At 71.7% G+C, this 14,526-nt stretch carries 12 protein-coding genes, 1 tRNA gene and 2 pseudogenes; 5 read left to right on the top strand and 10 right to left on the bottom strand.

Annotation, left to right across the window (positions count from 1 at the left end):
- Both ACFWBB_RS19505 and ACFWBB_RS19500 read left to right on the top strand, forming a co-directional pair.
- Positions 1-188, top strand: a 188-nt coding sequence (locus ACFWBB_RS19505; RefSeq protein WP_385273561.1) for a TetR family transcriptional regulator, incomplete at its 5' end; no start/stop codon positions are given.
- A gap of 41 nt (positions 189-229) precedes the next feature.
- Positions 230-352, top strand: a pseudogene (locus ACFWBB_RS19500) (TetR family transcriptional regulator); the annotation flags it as partial.
- Between the two features lie 129 nt (positions 353-481).
- Here the strand turns inward: ACFWBB_RS19500 and ACFWBB_RS19495 are convergent.
- On the bottom strand, positions 482-790 hold the full coding sequence (locus ACFWBB_RS19495) for a muconolactone Delta-isomerase family protein (protein ID WP_385273558.1): 309 nt from the start codon (positions 788-790) through the stop codon (positions 482-484).
- 172 nt (positions 791-962) lie between these two features.
- On the opposite strand from ACFWBB_RS19495, the pseudogene ACFWBB_RS19490 reads away from it, so the two are divergent.
- A pseudogene (locus ACFWBB_RS19490) lies at positions 963-1,301 on the top strand (LysR family transcriptional regulator); the annotation flags it as partial.
- Here ACFWBB_RS19490 and ACFWBB_RS19485 read toward each other — a convergent pair.
- The 4 genes from ACFWBB_RS19485 to ACFWBB_RS19470 all read right to left on the bottom strand — a co-directional run bounded on the left by ACFWBB_RS19485 (position 1,294) and on the right by ACFWBB_RS19470 (position 6,925).
- Entirely contained in the window at positions 1,294-2,883 is a 1,590-nt protein-coding gene (locus tag ACFWBB_RS19485; protein ID WP_385273555.1) for a TROVE domain-containing protein, read from the bottom strand. The pseudogene ACFWBB_RS19490 and the gene ACFWBB_RS19485 overlap by 8 nt on opposite strands.
- 375 nt (positions 2,884-3,258) lie before the next feature.
- Positions 3,259-3,328, bottom strand: a tRNA-Ile gene (locus ACFWBB_RS19480).
- A gap of 59 nt (positions 3,329-3,387) precedes the next feature.
- Positions 3,388-4,860, bottom strand: coding sequence for an alkaline phosphatase PhoX (locus ACFWBB_RS19475; RefSeq protein ID WP_385273552.1), 1,473 nt, complete (start codon positions 4,858-4,860; stop codon positions 3,388-3,390).
- 637 nt (positions 4,861-5,497) lie between these two features.
- The gene (locus ACFWBB_RS19470) at positions 5,498-6,925 is read right to left on the bottom strand and encodes a hypothetical protein (RefSeq protein ID WP_385273549.1); all 1,428 of its coding nucleotides are present in this window, start codon (positions 6,923-6,925) and stop codon (positions 5,498-5,500) included.
- A 292-nt stretch (positions 6,926-7,217) separates the two neighbouring features.
- On the opposite strand from ACFWBB_RS19470, the gene ACFWBB_RS19465 reads away from it, so the two are divergent.
- Entirely contained in the window at positions 7,218-9,044 is a 1,827-nt protein-coding gene (locus ACFWBB_RS19465) for an endonuclease/exonuclease/phosphatase (RefSeq protein WP_385273546.1), read from the top strand.
- A 15-nt stretch (positions 9,045-9,059) separates the two neighbouring features.
- Here the strand turns inward: ACFWBB_RS19465 and ACFWBB_RS19460 are convergent, their stop codons facing one another.
- From ACFWBB_RS19460 to ACFWBB_RS19450, 3 genes are all read right to left on the bottom strand, one after another.
- On the bottom strand, positions 9,060-9,803 hold the full coding sequence (locus tag ACFWBB_RS19460; RefSeq protein ID WP_385273543.1) for an SRPBCC domain-containing protein: 744 nt from the start codon (positions 9,801-9,803) through the stop codon (positions 9,060-9,062).
- Between the two features lie 94 nt (positions 9,804-9,897).
- Entirely contained in the window at positions 9,898-10,593 is a 696-nt protein-coding gene (locus ACFWBB_RS19455; RefSeq protein ID WP_385273540.1) for an ArsR/SmtB family transcription factor, read from the bottom strand.
- A 194-nt stretch (positions 10,594-10,787) separates the two neighbouring features.
- Positions 10,788-11,408, bottom strand: a complete 621-nt coding sequence (locus tag ACFWBB_RS19450) for a DUF3618 domain-containing protein (protein ID WP_385273537.1) — start codon at positions 11,406-11,408, stop codon at positions 10,788-10,790.
- Positions 11,409-11,665: 257 nt separating this feature from the next.
- On the opposite strand from ACFWBB_RS19450, the gene dapA reads away from it, so the two are divergent.
- The gene (gene dapA, locus ACFWBB_RS19445; RefSeq protein ID WP_385273534.1) at positions 11,666-12,616 is read left to right on the top strand and encodes a 4-hydroxy-tetrahydrodipicolinate synthase; all 951 of its coding nucleotides are present in this window, start codon (positions 11,666-11,668) and stop codon (positions 12,614-12,616) included.
- An 18-nt stretch (positions 12,617-12,634) separates the two neighbouring features.
- On the opposite strand, the gene ACFWBB_RS19440 is transcribed toward dapA, so the two are convergent.
- Together ACFWBB_RS19440 and ACFWBB_RS19435 are read right to left on the bottom strand one after the other, a co-directional pair.
- Positions 12,635-13,858, bottom strand: a complete 1,224-nt coding sequence (locus tag ACFWBB_RS19440) for a WD40 repeat domain-containing protein (RefSeq protein WP_385273531.1) — start codon at positions 13,856-13,858, stop codon at positions 12,635-12,637.
- Positions 13,855-14,448: a SigE family RNA polymerase sigma factor gene (locus ACFWBB_RS19435; protein WP_385273528.1), complete on the bottom strand. Its 594-nt coding sequence runs from the start codon at positions 14,446-14,448 to the stop codon at positions 13,855-13,857. The genes ACFWBB_RS19440 and ACFWBB_RS19435 overlap by 4 nt, the downstream gene beginning before the upstream one ends.
- Positions 14,449-14,526: the final 78 nt, after the last annotated feature.

Genomic DNA, 14,526 nt, shown 5'->3' with positions numbered 1-14,526 from the left:
GCGATGCCCGCGAGAAGATCCTCAGCGCCGCGCGGTCACTGATCGAGCTGCGCGGATACTCGGCGCTGGGCGTGGCCGAGATGTGCAAGGCGGCCGCGGTGCCGAAGGGGGGCGGCGCGGGTGCCGGGCGGCCGTCACACCCGGTTGCCGGCGCGGGTCACGGGGCGCGGGGTGCAGGGCGCGGGTGAGTAGACGACCGGTCGTGCGAGTTGGGTCGTCCACTCGACTCATGGGACGGACCAGCGATGCCCGCGAGAAGATCCTCAGCGCCGCGCGGTCACTGATCGAGCTGCGCGGATACTCGGCGCTGGGCGTGGCCGAGATGTGCAAGGCGGCCGCGGTGCCGAAGGGGGGCGGCGGGGGTGCCGGGCGGCCGTCACACCCGGTTGCCGGCGCGGGTCACGGACCGCCGTCACGGCGGAGTCGCGCGGGTCACGGACCGCCGTCACAGCCGGTCGTCGATACGGGTCGTGGACCGCCGTCACAGCGGATTGTCGGCGCGGGTCCGGCCCGGGTCGTTGGGGTGGGGCTGGAGCGGGGTCACGGTGAGGGTCATCCACGGGCGCAGCGGCAGCGTACCGAGCACCTTCTCGTGGAGTTCCGCCTCGTCGTCGGCGCACCAGACACCGATGCTGCGCACTTCACCGACCGGCCGCCACAGCCGGGCCAGGTGGCCGGAGGCCGCCAGTTCGCGGGCTCGGACGGCTTCGGCGGCGCGCCGTTCGTCGACCTCGTCCTGGCTGGTGCCCTCGGGGACGGTGGTGGTGATCTCGACCAGGAACTCTCGCATGGGCCCGCTCCGCTCGATGAGGATCCGGTGATCCGGTCGGATCGCGGCGGCCGGGCGCCGTCGTGATCGCCGACCTCCATCATCCGCCGGCACCGCCCGGGCAGCCACGACCGTCCTCCTCCTCGCTGGTAGGTGCAGCCTCCTACCGGTCGCCCGGACGAAGCATGGCGGCGTGGAGCTGCGCCAACCGCGGCATTTCGTCGCCGTCGCCGAGAAGCTGAACTTCGGGCCGGCCGCCGAGCGGCTCCTGATCGCCGGTCCGTCCCTGTCCCAGCAGATCAAGGCGCTCGAGCGCGACCTCGGCGTACGCCTCTTCGACCGCGACCGCCGGTCGGTCTCGCTCACCCCGGCCGGCGCCGATCTGCTTCCGCACACCCGCGCCCTGCCGGAACGGGCCGACGACCTCCGGGGCCGCGCCCGCCGGCTGTCCGGGTCGCAGGCGGTGCGGCTGGGGTACGTCAACCGGCTCTCAGGTCTCGCGGCTCGGCACCTCTCACCGGCTCTCAGTCCGCGGCCACCCACGGCCACCGCGTGTCGTCGGCGGCCTCCAGCAGGGGCACCATCCGGAAGGCCGCGTCCGTGAGCCCGCCGAAGGTGTGCCGGTTCGCCTTGCCCGACGGTCCGTGGCCCGCGCGGTAGCCGGCCAGGTTCCAGGTGTAGACCGGCACACTCGCCGGGACCTGGTCGGTCGGGTCGCCGTGGCCGCTCGCGGCGAACTGCTCGTCGGTGACGATCAGCACCCGGTCGTGCTTGCGGTAGTGCCGGCGCACGGCCTCGGTGGTGTCCGTACCGCCGAGGTCACCGAAACGCTCCAGAATCTTCAACATGGACTCCCCCTTACGGAATGTGATCGTGTTGCTGCTGCTGCCGAACTCGACGAGGTCCGCGTCCGCCGCCCGCAGCGCGAGCGCCGTGCCGAAGATCGCCGCCGCGTCGGCCCGGTTGAGCTCGGAGCGGTCCGACAACCGCGCGTAGAACATCGAGCCCGAGCGGTCGACGAGCACCAGCGTCCGGCCGGGCAGCGCGGGCACGCCGGCCAGCGAATGGCCGAGCGCCTGCTCCAGCGGGTACGCCCAGCGCAGTGAGGGCGCGTGCTGGTACGCGGCGAGGTACCGGAAGGGGAACTGCCGCGAGCGCGCGACCTCCGCCGGGTCGCTGATCTTCGCCGCCACCTGCGCTGCGACCTCGTCGGAGACACCGGCCTCGTCGAAGTTGCGCAGGTTCCGCGTCAGGGCCATCGCCCCCATCGTCGGAATGACCGCCTCCCAGGCCGCCTTGTCCATCGGCCCCTGGAGCCAGCCCGCCAGCGCCTCCCAGGTCATGCCCGCCTCGGCCAGGCGCCGCGCGCCGCCCGCTCCGGTCACGACCCTGCGCCGCTTGGCGGGACGCAGTGCCATCAGGTCACGGTGCGCCACGAGTACGGGCAGCGACTTGGGCACCACGGCCGTGTCCGGGTTGTGCCGGCGGTCGAGGGCGTACCGGAACAGCTCGCCCTGCCAGGGTTTGGCCGGATCCGGCGCGGCGTGCACCAGGTTGAGGATGTCGCCGAAGCGGTAACCCTTGGACGCGGTGTCGTACTTCAGCAGCGACTTGCCGTTGTACAGCCGCCGTACGGCGTCGGCGACGCCACGCTTGACGGGCTTGGGGATGTTACGGCCGTACGCAGCCGTCCAGTACGCGAGCAGTTCGCCCGGTTCGTCGGGTCGCCGCAGCACGGAGTCCACGACCTGCCGGTTCGAGGGGCCCTCGGTGGCGCCCACCGCCAGGCGGGCGTGCACGTACTCCGCGGCGCCCACGATCGCGGCGGTGCGGAGGTTGCCCTCGCCGCGCAGCCAGCCCAGCAGGCCGGCCGTCCAGGACGGGTCGCTGACGGCGAGCTCGCGCACGAGCCTGGCGAAGCGGTCGTCGCGGTCGGCGCCGGACTCGTAGAAGGTCTGCTGGGAGACGAAGTTGGCGATCGCCAGCAGGAAGAGTTCGGAGCGGGCGTCCCGCTCATGGCCCCGGCCGCCCTGGTGGGTACGGAGCATCCGGCCCGTGCTGGTCACGGGCGAGGTGGGCTGGGTCCTACGGGCACGGACATTGAAGCGCGCCATGGTGAATTCCCCCGAATTCATTGTTCATTGCGATATGCATCGGGAGAGGCGCAGCAAAAGGAGGGTGCCCGAGATCAGGGGTCGGCGACGGACTTAGCCAGATGCTCTACCGACTGAGCTACACCGGCCTGAAGCCGATGACGGGACTCGAACCCGCGACCGTCCGATCCAATGAAGTAACCGCTGCCTGCGCACCGGACACCCACCACTTGCTGCGCCTCCCGAGATCAATTCGGCGGCGGCCTGGATTTCTGTTGCAAAGAAGTAGCCGCAGCCTGCGCACCGGGAGGTGCTGTGAAATTGTGGTGTCCAGAGATCGAAGCCGGCGGAACCGACAAGGTGCTCTAACCCCTGAGCTACACCGGCGCGTTGTGCCGGTGGCGGGACTCGAACCCGCGGCCGCCCCATTATCAGTGGAAGTAGGTCCTGCCTTCGCACCTGGACGTGCATCACTTTAGGAGGACGGCCGCAGATCGAGCGAGTGAATTAATTACGGATTGCCGGTCACCGCTTCTGGCGCTTCCACGGTCCCGTGATCGCCAGCATGATGCCCGGGGTCTGGATGTTGGCGAACAGGGTGTGACCGTCGGGCGAGAAGGTGACGCCGGTGAACTCGCTGTACTCCGGCTTGTCGGCGGTGCCGATGTTCAGTTCGTTGCGGGCGATGGGATAGGTGCGGCCACTGTCGGTGGCGCCGAACAGGTGCTGGACGCCCTCGCCGTCCTCGGCGATGACGAGGCCGCCGTACGGGGAGACGGTGATGTTGTCGGGGCCGTCGAAGGCGCCGTCGGCGGACGGATCGGGGTTCACTCCGAGCAGGACCTTCAGGGTCAGGGTGCGGCGCTTGGGGTCGTAGAACCAGACGGCGCCGTCGTGCTGGACGGGGCTCTCGTCACGGGCGTACGAGGAGACGATGTAGGTGCCGCCGTCGCCCCACCACATGCCCTCCAGCTTGCGGGCCCGCGTGACCTGGCCGTCGGTGAACTGCTTGCGGACGGAGACCGATCTGGCGTCACGGTCGGGTACGTCGACCCAGTCCACGCCGTACACCGTCCCGATCTTGGTGGCGCGGGAGAGGTCGTCGACGAACTGGCCGCCGGAGTCGAAGCACTTGAAGGCCTGCAGGACGCCGGCGTCGTCGGCGAGGGTGCGCAGCTTGCCGCGGCCGTGGCGGAAGCCCGCCGGCGGGGTCCAGCGGAAGAGCAGCCCGTTGGGTCCCGAGGCGTCCTCGGTGAGGTACGCGTGGCCGCGCTTGGGGTCGATGACGACCGCCTCGTGGGCGTACCGGCCGAACGCCTTGACGGGCTTCGGGTCGCGGTTGGCGCGGCGGTCCTCCGGGTCGACCTCGAAGATGTAGCCGTGGTCCTTGGTCATGCCGTTCTGGCCGGCCTTGTCCTCGGTCTCCTCGCCGGAGAGCCAGGTGCCCCAGGGGGTGCTGCCGCCCGCGCAGTTGGTGGAGGTGCCCGCGATGCCGACCCACTCGGCGACCTGTCCGCCGGGGCGTACCTCGACGACCGTGCAGCCGCCGGCCGCCGCCGGGTCGTAGACGTGGCCCTCGGTGAGCGGGACCGGGTACTGCCAGCTCGCGCGCGGGCCCTTCAGCTCGTGGTTGTTGACGAGCAGGGTCGCGCCGCGCGGGCCGCAGAAGGTGGCGGTGCCGTCGTGGTTCGACGGGGTGATCTCGCCGGACTCCAGCTTGGTCCGGCCGCTGTAGGTGATGACGCGGTACTTGAACCCGGCGGGCAGCGCGAGGATGCCGGCGGGGTCGGGGAGCAGCGGTCCGTAGCCGACGCCGTGGTGCCCGGCCGCCGATCCCTGCGATCCCCGCTTCGCGTCGGCGGTGTCCGCCGCGGACTCGGTCTCCGAGGAGGCGAGGGCGTTCGGCGCGGTGGCGAGGGCGCCTACGCTGCCCGCCAGTGCGACCCCGGCACCGGTGATCGCGGATTGTCTGGCGAAGTCCCTGCGGGTGAGCGACATGGTGTCTCCTGAGACGCGGTGGAAATGCCGTGGTGGGTGGCGGACCACGGTCCGGCGACACCGTCCCGCCCATGCCTGAACGGGAGTTGAACAGGGGGCGACTTCAGGGGACCCCCTTCCATGAATCCGTACGGATCAGGCCACGGAAGGCCAAAGAAGGCCCGTCACCGCAGCGGCCGAGCCCCTCCCGCCGCAAGACTCATCCGCCCTGCCGGGACCGCGCCACGGCGACCACGCCGCTGCGCCCACGCCATGAACACCGGCTCGCCTGCGGACGCATCCGCCCCGGCCGGGAACGCATCGTCCGGACCGCCCGGTCCGCACCGCCGGGAACGCACTGCTGCGACCGCGCCACGAACACCGCCTCGCGAGCCGACTGATCCGCCCCGGCCGCGACCGCGACCGCCCTGCCGGGACCGCGCCTTGCACACCGCCTCGCGAGCCGACCCATCCACCCTGCCGGGACCGCGCCACGAACACCGGCTCGCCTACCGACCCATCCACCCCGGCCGGGACCACACCGCCGGGAACGCACTGCTGCGACCCCGCGTTGAACACCGCCTCGCGCGCCCAGTCATCCGCCCCGGCCGCGCCGCCCTGCCGGGACCGCGCCACGAACACCGCCTCGCGAGCCGAGTCATCCGCCCTGTTGCGACCGCGCCTTGAACGCCGCCTTGCGGGCCTCCTTGGCGATGCGCTTGTCCGGGTGCAGGCGTCCCATCGCCTCCAGAACGTCCGGGGTCGCCGGATGGTCGACGCGCCAGGCCGCCGAGAAGAACCCGCCGTGCTGCTGGGCCAGACCCTCGACGAGGGCCTGGAGCTCCTCGGAGTTGCCCTCGGCGGCGAGCTGCGCGGCCAGGGTGTCGATCGTGAGCCAGAAGACCAGGTCCTCGGAGGGTGCGGGTACGTCCGTCGCGCCGAGTTCGCTGAGCCAGACGCGCGCGAGGCCGCCGAGTTCGGGGTCGTCCAGGACCTCGCGGACGGCGGGTTCGGCCTGGCCGCCGACGAGCGAGAGGGCCTGCTGGCAGCGCAGTCGGCGCAGCGGCGCGCCGGGGTCCGCACCGCGGGCGGCGGCCAGCAACTCCCGTGCGGCCTCGAGGGGTTCGCGACGCACCAGCCACTGCTCGGTCTCGGCGAGCGCGGCGCGCGAGCCGTAACCGGCGCCGGCGTCGAGGAGGGCGTCGGCGCCCTTGTCGGCGAGGTCGCCGACCGCCGGGGCGTCGAAGCCGGCCTCCAGCAGCCGGGCCCGCAGCCCGTACACGCCGAGGGGGGTGAGGCGTACCATGCCGTAGCGCGAGACGTCGGTCTCGTCGACCGCGGCGGCGGGCTCCTCCTCGGGGTCCGCCATCAGGTCCTCGTCGACGGGCCGGTAGGCGACCATCCCGATCGGCTCCAGGAGCCGGAACTGTTCGTCGAGCCGCATCATCGCGTCGGAGACCTGTTCCAGGACGTCGTTGGTGGGCTCGCCCATGTCACCGGGGATGATCATCGACGCGGCGAGTGCGGGAAGCGGGACGGGGGCGTCGCCGGGGCCGTCCTCACTGGCGGTGAGCAGGTAGAGGTTGCCGAGTACGCCGTCGAGGAACTCGGCCTCGGCCTCGGGGTTCCAGCCGAGCCGGGAGAAGTCGATCTCGCCGCCCTCGTCCATCGCCTCCATCAGCTCGTCCAGGTCGGGCACGGCCGCGTCGGCGAGCACGGTCTCCAGGGCGCCGAGCCAGACGGAGAGGATGTCGTGCGGGGAACCGCCGGTCAGCAGGGCCAGGTCCTCGCCGGCCTTGACGGTGCCGGCCTCCTCGTCGGCGATGTCCACCAGCCCGGCGTCCATGGCGACCCGCCAGGCCTCGCTCGCGTAGGCGGCGGCGTCGTCCCCGGTCAGCCCGAGCGCCTCGGCGGCGGACGCCAGTTGCTCCTCGACGAGCCCGCCCCCGGCGTCGACGCGGGTGCCGGGACCGGCCCAGCGGGCGAGCAGGGCGGCCCGGGAGAGCAACGGCGTGGACAGCGCGTCGCGCGCCAGCTCCGCTTCGGGGTGCAGTAGCACCGGCGGCAGGGGGGAGCTGTCTGACATCGGCTGGTTCTCCTAGGGCGCGTGGTGCCACCGGCCCGCTCGGGGCACTGGGCCACTCAGCCTAGACGGGTATGGACCCATGCCGCCCGGTTCATCTCCCCGTCGGGCCGCGTACATGGCTGAAACCTTGACAAGTGGCGTGACCAGGCAGGAGATTGACGCGCGTAGAAATCCGATGGACATCTGTTCACTGTATTTTCTACGCGCGTCGCGTCCGCTTCGCCGGCCGCGGCCCCTCGTTCCACGCTCCACCCTCGTCCCGGCGCTCATGTACGTCCCCGGAGGGATTCCGTTGCCGAGCAAGAAGTCCGCACGTCTCGCCGCGCTCACCGTCGCCGCAGTCTGTTCCGCGGCCTCCACCGTCGCGCTCACCTCGCCCGCCCAGGCGGCCACGGTGGCCATTCACGACATCCAGGGCACGACCCGGGTGTCGCCGTACGCCGGCCAGTCGGTCACGGGTGTGGCCGGAATCGTCACCGGCGTACGCACCTACGGCTCGTCCAGAGGCTTCTGGATCCAGGATCCGAATCCGGACGCCGACCCGGCCACCAGCGAGGGCGTCTTCGTCTTCACCAGCTCCACCCCGAAGGTCGCCGTCGGTGACTCCGTCACGGTCAACGGCACGGTCTCGGAGTTCGTCCCGGGCGGCGCCTCGACCGGCAACCAGTCGGTCACCGAGATCACCAAGCCGACGGTGACGGTCCTGTCCACCGGCAACGCGGTCCCCGCCGCGACCGTCGTGAACAAGAAGTCGGTCCCGGTCGCGTACGCCCCGGCCGGCGACCCCGCCGCGAACAACTCGATCAACGGCCTCACCCTGCGCCCGGCCACGTACGCCCTGGACTACTACGAGTCCCTCGAGGGCATGAACGTCCAGGTCGCCGACGCCGGGGTGGTCACCGCCACCGACCCGTACAGCGAGCTGTGGGTCACGGTGAAGCCGCACGAGAACGACACCCGCCGGGGTGGGACGCTGTACGACTCCTACGCGTCGCAGAACACCGGCCGGCTGCAGATACAGTCGCTCGGCGCGACCGCCGACTTCCCCGTCGCGAACGTCGGCGACACCCTCGCCGGCGTCACCGCGGGCCCGCTGGACTACAACCAGTTCGGTGGCTACACGCTCGTCGCGAGCCGGCTGGGCACGCTGAAGAGCGGTGGCCTGGAGCGGGAGACGACGCAGAAGCAGAAGAAGGACGAGCTGGCGGTCGCGACGTACAACGTCGAGAACCTCGACCCGTCCGACGCCACGTTCGAGGAGCACGCCGCCGCGATCGTGAACAACCTGCAGTCGCCCGACGTCGTGTCCCTGGAGGAGATCCAGGACAACAACGGCGCCACGAACGACGGTACGACCGCCGCCGACGTGACGGTCGGCAAGCTGATCGACGCGATCGTGGCCGCGGGCGGCCCCAGGTACGACTGGCGCTCGATCGACCCGACGAACAACACCGACGGCGGCGAGCCGGGCGGAAACATCCGCCAGGTGTTCCTCTTCAACCCGGAGCGGGTCTCCTTCACCGACCGCGCGGGCGGCGACGCCACCACCGCCGTCGGCGTCACCACGGTGAACGGCCAACCGCAGCTCACCGCCTCCCCCGGCCGTATCGACCCGGCGAACGCGGCCTGGACGAGCAGCCGCAAGCCGCTGGCCGGCGAGTTCGTCTTCCAGGGCCACACGGTCTTCGTGATCGCCAACCACTTCAACTCCAAGGGTGGCGACCAGGGCCTGACCGGCCAGTACCAGCCGGTGGTGCGCAGCTCGGAGACCCAGCGCCACCAGCAGGCGACGCTGGTCAACGCCTTCGTCAAGGACATCCTCGACGTGCAGAAGAAGGCGGACGTCATCGCTCTGGGCGACATCAACGACTTCGAGTTCTCCGGCACCGCGCAGATCCTCGAGGGCGACGGCACGCTCTGGTCGGCGATCAAGTCCCTGTCCAGGAACGAGCGCTACACCTACGACTACCAGGGCAACCAGCAGGTCCTGGACCAGATCCTGGTGAGCCGCTCGATCAAGCACGACGGCGACTTCGAGTACGACAGCGTGCACATCAACTCGGAGTTCCACGACCAGATCAGCGACCACGACCCGCAGGTGCTGCGGTTCAGGCCGTAGCACCCGCGCCGGCGGTCACCGGGACTGGCTGAACACTCCGTCCAGCCAGTCCCGCCAGGCGGTCTCGTTCGCCTTGGCGTCGGCGTCCGGCGCGAAGTCGTGGACGCTGACGCCGACCGGGTAGCCCCAGTGGTTGCGGCCGAAGACGCGGACGAGGGCGCTGTCGGTGCGCAGCCCGACGAAGTACGGGTTGCGGAAGTCGACCACCGCGTCGAGGGGCCGCCCTCCGGGGCCGGCACCCCGGACGCGGGCGCCCTCGGCCGTGTCGTCCGCGAGGCCCAGCGCCCGCACCACGGTCGTGAGGGCGTCGGAAGCCCTGGACGCCTCGGGCCCGTCGAAGGTGACGAAGGCGGCCGGGCGGCCGTCGAAGTGCGTCAGGTATTCACGCAGCGTGTGCAGGTAGAAGTCGGTGTGCCGGCCGGCCGCGTCGTACTGGTTGTCCCAGTCGTCGACGAAGATGCCGCTGTGCACGTAGCGCACCCACGCGCGCCGGCCTTCGTCGCGCGGCTCGACCGTGTAGTCGAGCTGGTTGAGGGTCTGCTCGGAGATGCCCTCGACGTTCTCGACCCGGTTGGTGTAGCGGTGCGGCGGGTCCCAGACGGTGACCGTGGACCCGAAGGGGCCCTTGCCGCCCTCACGCGGCTCCGGCTCCTCCATCGGCCACAGCCAGCCACCGGTCCCGGCGGTGAAGGCGTCCCACACCTGCTGCGGCGTGGCGTCGACCTCGAACTCGCGGGCGATCTCGAATTCCTTGGACATGGTTGACTCCTGACTACTGACTACTGACTACTGACTACTGCTGACTACTGGTTAGTGGCCACAGGTCACCGGCTACTGGTCACCGGCTACTGAACTAGCTGCCGAGTTCGGGGGCTTGTGTCTGCGCCTGCGTCTGCGTCTGGCTCTGTGTCTGTGTCTGGCTCTGTGTCTGGCTCTGGGTCTGCGGTTGGCTCTGGGGCTGCGGTTGGGCCTTGACCGTGGGGTGGACGGCCACGACGATCCGGTGGTCGCGGCCGCCCTCGGCGTCGGGGGCGTCGTACTTGCGGATCAGCCCACTGATCCCGGCCGTCAACTCCTGGATGAACGCGGCCCGGTCCGCGGCCGAGGCGAAGCGCACCTCGCCGTCCAGCGCGTACGTCGCCAGACCCTTGCGGGCCTTCGCGGCACCGGTGATCAGCGAGCCGACATCGCGCACCAGCCGGGCCCCGAGCGCGAGCAGCCAGCGCGCGGACAACTGGTCCCGGAAGCGGTCCGGGTCCGGCTGCACGGCGGCGAGCGCGAGCGGCGAGATCACGTAGGACGCGGCGGTCGCCCGCATCAGCCGCTCGGTGACGTTGCCCTTGCGGCGCTCACCGGCCAGCTCGACCAGGCCGTGCCGCTCCAGCGCCTTGAGGTGGTAGTTCACCTTCTGTCTCGGCAGCCCGACCTTGCCGGCCAGCATCGCCGCCGACGCGGGCCCGGCCGCCAGCTCGGCGAGCAGTCCGGCCCGTATGGGGTCCAGGGAGACGGCGGCGGCCTCGGGGTCCTCGATCACTGTCACATCCAGCATGGGTCCACCGTCTCACCGAAGACTTTTTTAGTCCAGGGGAATCGAGTGTTCGGTGAATGTCAGGGTTCGACCGATGCCGTGGCACCGCGCGCGGGTCCGGCGGAGCACCCCGGGGACGGTGGACCCGGACAAACGGGTGGCCCGGCACCCGCCTGCCGTGGGTGCCGGGCCTCAGCCGGTCGTGCCGATGCCGGCTAGTGCGCCGCCCTCGCCTTCGCCCTGCCCCTTCCGATCACCCCGGCCGCCACCAGCGCCACCGCCGCGACACCCGCGATCACCACCGGCCGCGGATCCCGCAGAGCGAGCCGTACGGGCATCCGTACCGGAGCGGTCGCGGACCGCTCCGCGGGGCGCCCCGTACGGGACGCCGCGCCCCGGAGGCCGTCGCGGACATGGCGGGCGTGGGCCGCACGCTCCTGGGCGGTGCGACCGGCGCGAGCCGCGCTGTCGCGCACCGCGTACCCGGCGCGACCCGCACGGGCCAGCACCGCGTGACCCGTACGGCCCGCGTGCTCCTGGATCACGTACCCCGCGTGGCCCGCGCGCCCCTGCGCCACGTGACCGGCGTGGCCCGCGCGGCCCTGCACCAGGTGCCCCGCGCGGCTCGCCCGTTCCTGTATCCGGTACCCGGCCAGGGACGCCGTGCTGCGCAGTTGCACGCTCATCGCGCCGGCGCGGTCCATGAGGTCGGCGGCTCGGGTACGAGTACGGCCGCGGAGGTCCGCCCTGGCTGCCAACTCCTCCACCGTGGCCCCCAGTCGGTGCCCGGTCCGCTCGAGTTGCCGACGCAGTTCGGCCGGTGTCCTGTCCGTCATCGGTGCCCTCTCCCTGATCTTCTCGACTTCGCCCCGGACACTCCCGAGGCTGCCTCGGGGGCGGGCGACGCGTCGAGCGGTCCCCCGCCGAGCCCGGTGCGCCGCATTCTTTCGCTTCCGGAGCATCCGGGTACCCCGGCCGCTCGCCGCCACCCCACCGCGGGACGCCCGCTCAGCCTTACTTCGCAGCGATCCTTACTCATACTCCGTAGAAGAATTAAGTAGAGCTTCACTGTCGAACCGCCGAGACTACCCCCATGACCACAGGCCCTACAGCCCCCGCGACCCCCGAAACTCCCGCGACCTCCGCAGCCCCCGCAGCCCCCTTCGGCCGCGCGCTCTGCGCGATGATCACGCCCTTCACGGATACCGGCGCGCTCGATCTCGACGGCGCGCGGCGGCTCGCCGACCGGCTGGTGTCCGCAGGCTGCGACGGACTGGTGCTCTCCGGTACGACGGGCGAGTCGCCGACCACGTCGGACGCCGAGAAGGCGGAGCTGGTGGCCGCGGTGCGGGAGGCGGTGGGCGACCGGGCGTCGGTCGTGGCCGGGGTCGGCACCTTCGACACCCGGCACACCGTCGGACTCGCCCGGGCCGCCGAGAAGGCCGGCGCGGACGGGGTGCTCGTGGTCAGCCCGTACTACAGCAGGCCCCCGCAGGACGCCCTGGAGGCACACTTCCGGGAGGTCGCGGACGCGTCGGGGCTGCCGGTGATGCTGTACGACATCCCCGGCCGTACCGGCACCCGGATCGAGCCGGACACCATGCTCCGGCTCGCCGAGCACCCCCGGATCGTCGCGGTCAAGGACTGTTCCTACGACTTCCTCGGCGCCCAGAAGGTGCTCGGGCGTTCGGAGTTGGCTTATTACGCGGGCTGCGAGGAGCACAACCTCGCGCTGTACGCGGTGGGCGGGGCGGGCTACGTCAGCACGGTCGCGAACGTGGTACCGGCCCAACTCCGTGCCGTTCTGGACGCGTTCGAAGCGGGCGACACCGCCGAGGCCGCGGCGCGACAGCAACAGCTCATGGACCTGGTGGAGTTGATGATGGCGTCGGGCCTGCCGGGGACCGTCACGGCCAAGGGGCTCCTGGGCGACCTCGGCCTGCCGGCCGGCCCGGTCCGGGCGCCGCTGCGGCCTGCCGACCGGGGGACGGTCGACGGGCTGCGCGCGGCCTACGAGCGGCTCGTGGCCCGGCCGGGTTCCTGAACGCCCGGCGAGGGCCAGTCAGCGGTCCGCAAAGATCGGCGTCCAGCGTCCGAGGGTGTCGTCCTGGGTCGCCCGGAAGCCGCTGAGCGGGACGACCTTGTCGCTGCCGAGGGTGACCAGCACGAGCCGCTGGTGGTACTCGTTGCCGTCCGGACCGATGTCCCAGGCGACGAGCGAGGAGTTGTCGGCCCAGGCGAGCAGCTGCTGGCCGTGCGTCTCGACGAGGTTCTTCCCTGTGCGGGGGTCGACGATCCAGGAGGACGTCTTGTACTTCTTGCCCGCGAAACCACCGGCGAGCTCGCTGCCGTCGGGCGAGAGGCCCGCGTCGACGAACCACGTCAGGTACTTCTCGCCCTCGGGCGCCTCGACCTTCCTGCCCTTCCGGTCGTAGAACTGGTGGCCGGGCTCCGCGGGCATGCCGGACCAGATGCGGCTGCCGTCACGGCTGAAGGCGAAGTCCTGGCGGCTGTTGAGGAAGGCGGTGGGGTCGTTGAGGTCCGTGCCCGCCTTCGCCTCGCTCCAGGAGCCGCTCCCGGAGGCCACGTCGAAGACGTAGAAGCCGGTGCGGTGCGACTGCTCCATGTTCGCGTCCCAGCCTCCCGTGCCGGCTGCCTCCGACTTCATCCGCGCGTCCGGGTTCGCGTCGTATGCCGTGGCGACCAGCTCACGGCCGTCCGGCGAGAACGCGAGTCCGCCGACGGTGTGTTCGACGGGAATCCACCGCTCGACCTCGCCGCTGGCCAGGTCGAGCAGGCCGATCCGGCGGACGGGCAGGTTCTGCTCCAGGACGGCGGCGGTCCGCAGCCCCGGGGCGACGGCGACCCACGACCACTTGGTGGTCTTCACGTACTTCCTGGTGGCCGGGTCGAGCAGCCAGTAGGTGCGGGTCGACACCCCCCGCTCGGTGGTCCGCGGGACGACCGTCGTCGTGTAGTACGCGGCCAGCACCGTCCGCCCGGCGGCGATCAGGTCGCGGGGCGGCGACTGGTCCGGGTGCGCGATGATCCGGCTCGGCTCCGTGACGTCGGCGGGGCGTACGTCGGTCGTGCCGCCGGAGTCCAGTCCGGGCACCACCACGGCCATGGACACCACGGCGACCGTCACGGCCGCCACGGACACGAACCGCCGGGCGCGGCGACGCCGGCGCAGGGAGAGGACCCGATCGGCGAGTCCGGCCCCGGCCGGCCGCTGCTCGTCGGCCTGCTCGCGCAGGGAGTCGCGTAGGAGTTCGTCGACGTTCACGGGCGCACCTCCGCGGGCGAGAAGTCACGGGACGGCGCCTGCTCGGCGTCCGCGGGGCCGAGGGCGGCCAGTTCCGGCGCGAGGGAGCGCAGCCGGGCGAGGGAGCGGTGGGTGGTGGACCGTACGGTGCCCACGGAGCAGCCCAGGAGAGCGGCCACCTCGGCCTCCGGCAGGTCCTCGAAGGTGGGGGTCCCCCCGCTCGAGCGAAGCCGAGAGTGGGGGAGCAGCACGAGCACGGTGCGCTGGCGTGCGGTCAGCCGGGACAGGGCCGCGCGCATCACCACCCGCAGTTCGGCGGCCGTGGAGGCGTCCGGGCCGGCTCCGCTGTCCGGCGGTTCGGCGACACTGACCTCTCGCCGGGGCCACTTCAGGCGCCAGCGGCTGATCTGCTGCCGGTAGAGGACCTGGCGTCCGTAGGCCTCGGGTTCGTCGATGCGGTGCCAGCGGCCCGCCGCCTTCACCAGAGCGTTCTGGAGGAGATCCTCACCGGCGTGCCGGTCGCCGCCGCTGAGCAGGACGGCCGTCCTCAGCAGCGCCGACGATCTGCTGTCCACGAAATGTCGGAAGCTCTCCAGCGCTTCGGCATCCATCGTCACCTTCTCTTCCCCCGGGAGCGGACCCGCTGTCCGGCCCCTGTGCCCCTGGTGACGCGCGCGACCCGCCCCCGC

It is taken from the genome of Streptomyces sp. NPDC060000, assembly GCF_042737375.1.
Taxonomy (GTDB): Bacteria; Actinomycetota; Actinomycetes; order Streptomycetales; family Streptomycetaceae; genus Streptomyces.
The sequence above is the reverse complement of the archived record's forward strand: the minus strand, read 5'-3'. Positions and strand labels throughout refer to the sequence as shown.

What these genes read in the sequence shown, in the direction of transcription:
- ACFWBB_RS19495 (WP_385273558.1), bottom strand. Translation starts at nt 790, where the DNA reads ATGCGAGAGTTCCTGGTCGAGATCACCACCACCGTCCCCGAGGGCACC.
- ACFWBB_RS19485 (WP_385273555.1), bottom strand. Translation starts at nt 2,883, where the DNA reads ATGGCGCGCTTCAATGTCCGTGCCCGTAGGACCCAGCCCACCTCGCCC.
- ACFWBB_RS19475 (WP_385273552.1), bottom strand. Translation starts at nt 4,860, where the DNA reads ATGTCGCTCACCCGCAGGGACTTCGCCAGACAATCCGCGATCACCGGT.
- ACFWBB_RS19470 (WP_385273549.1), bottom strand. Translation starts at nt 6,925, where the DNA reads ATGTCAGACAGCTCCCCCCTGCCGCCGGTGCTACTGCACCCCGAAGCG.
- ACFWBB_RS19460 (WP_385273543.1), bottom strand. Translation starts at nt 9,803, where the DNA reads ATGTCCAAGGAATTCGAGATCGCCCGCGAGTTCGAGGTCGACGCCACG.
- ACFWBB_RS19455 (WP_385273540.1), bottom strand. Translation starts at nt 10,593, where the DNA reads ATGCTGGATGTGACAGTGATCGAGGACCCCGAGGCCGCCGCCGTCTCC.
- ACFWBB_RS19450 (WP_385273537.1), bottom strand. Translation starts at nt 11,408, where the DNA reads ATGACGGACAGGACACCGGCCGAACTGCGTCGGCAACTCGAGCGGACC.
- dapA (WP_385273534.1), top strand. Translation starts at nt 11,666, where the DNA reads ATGACCACAGGCCCTACAGCCCCCGCGACCCCCGAAACTCCCGCGACC.
- ACFWBB_RS19435 (WP_385273528.1), bottom strand. Translation starts at nt 14,448, where the DNA reads ATGGATGCCGAAGCGCTGGAGAGCTTCCGACATTTCGTGGACAGCAGA.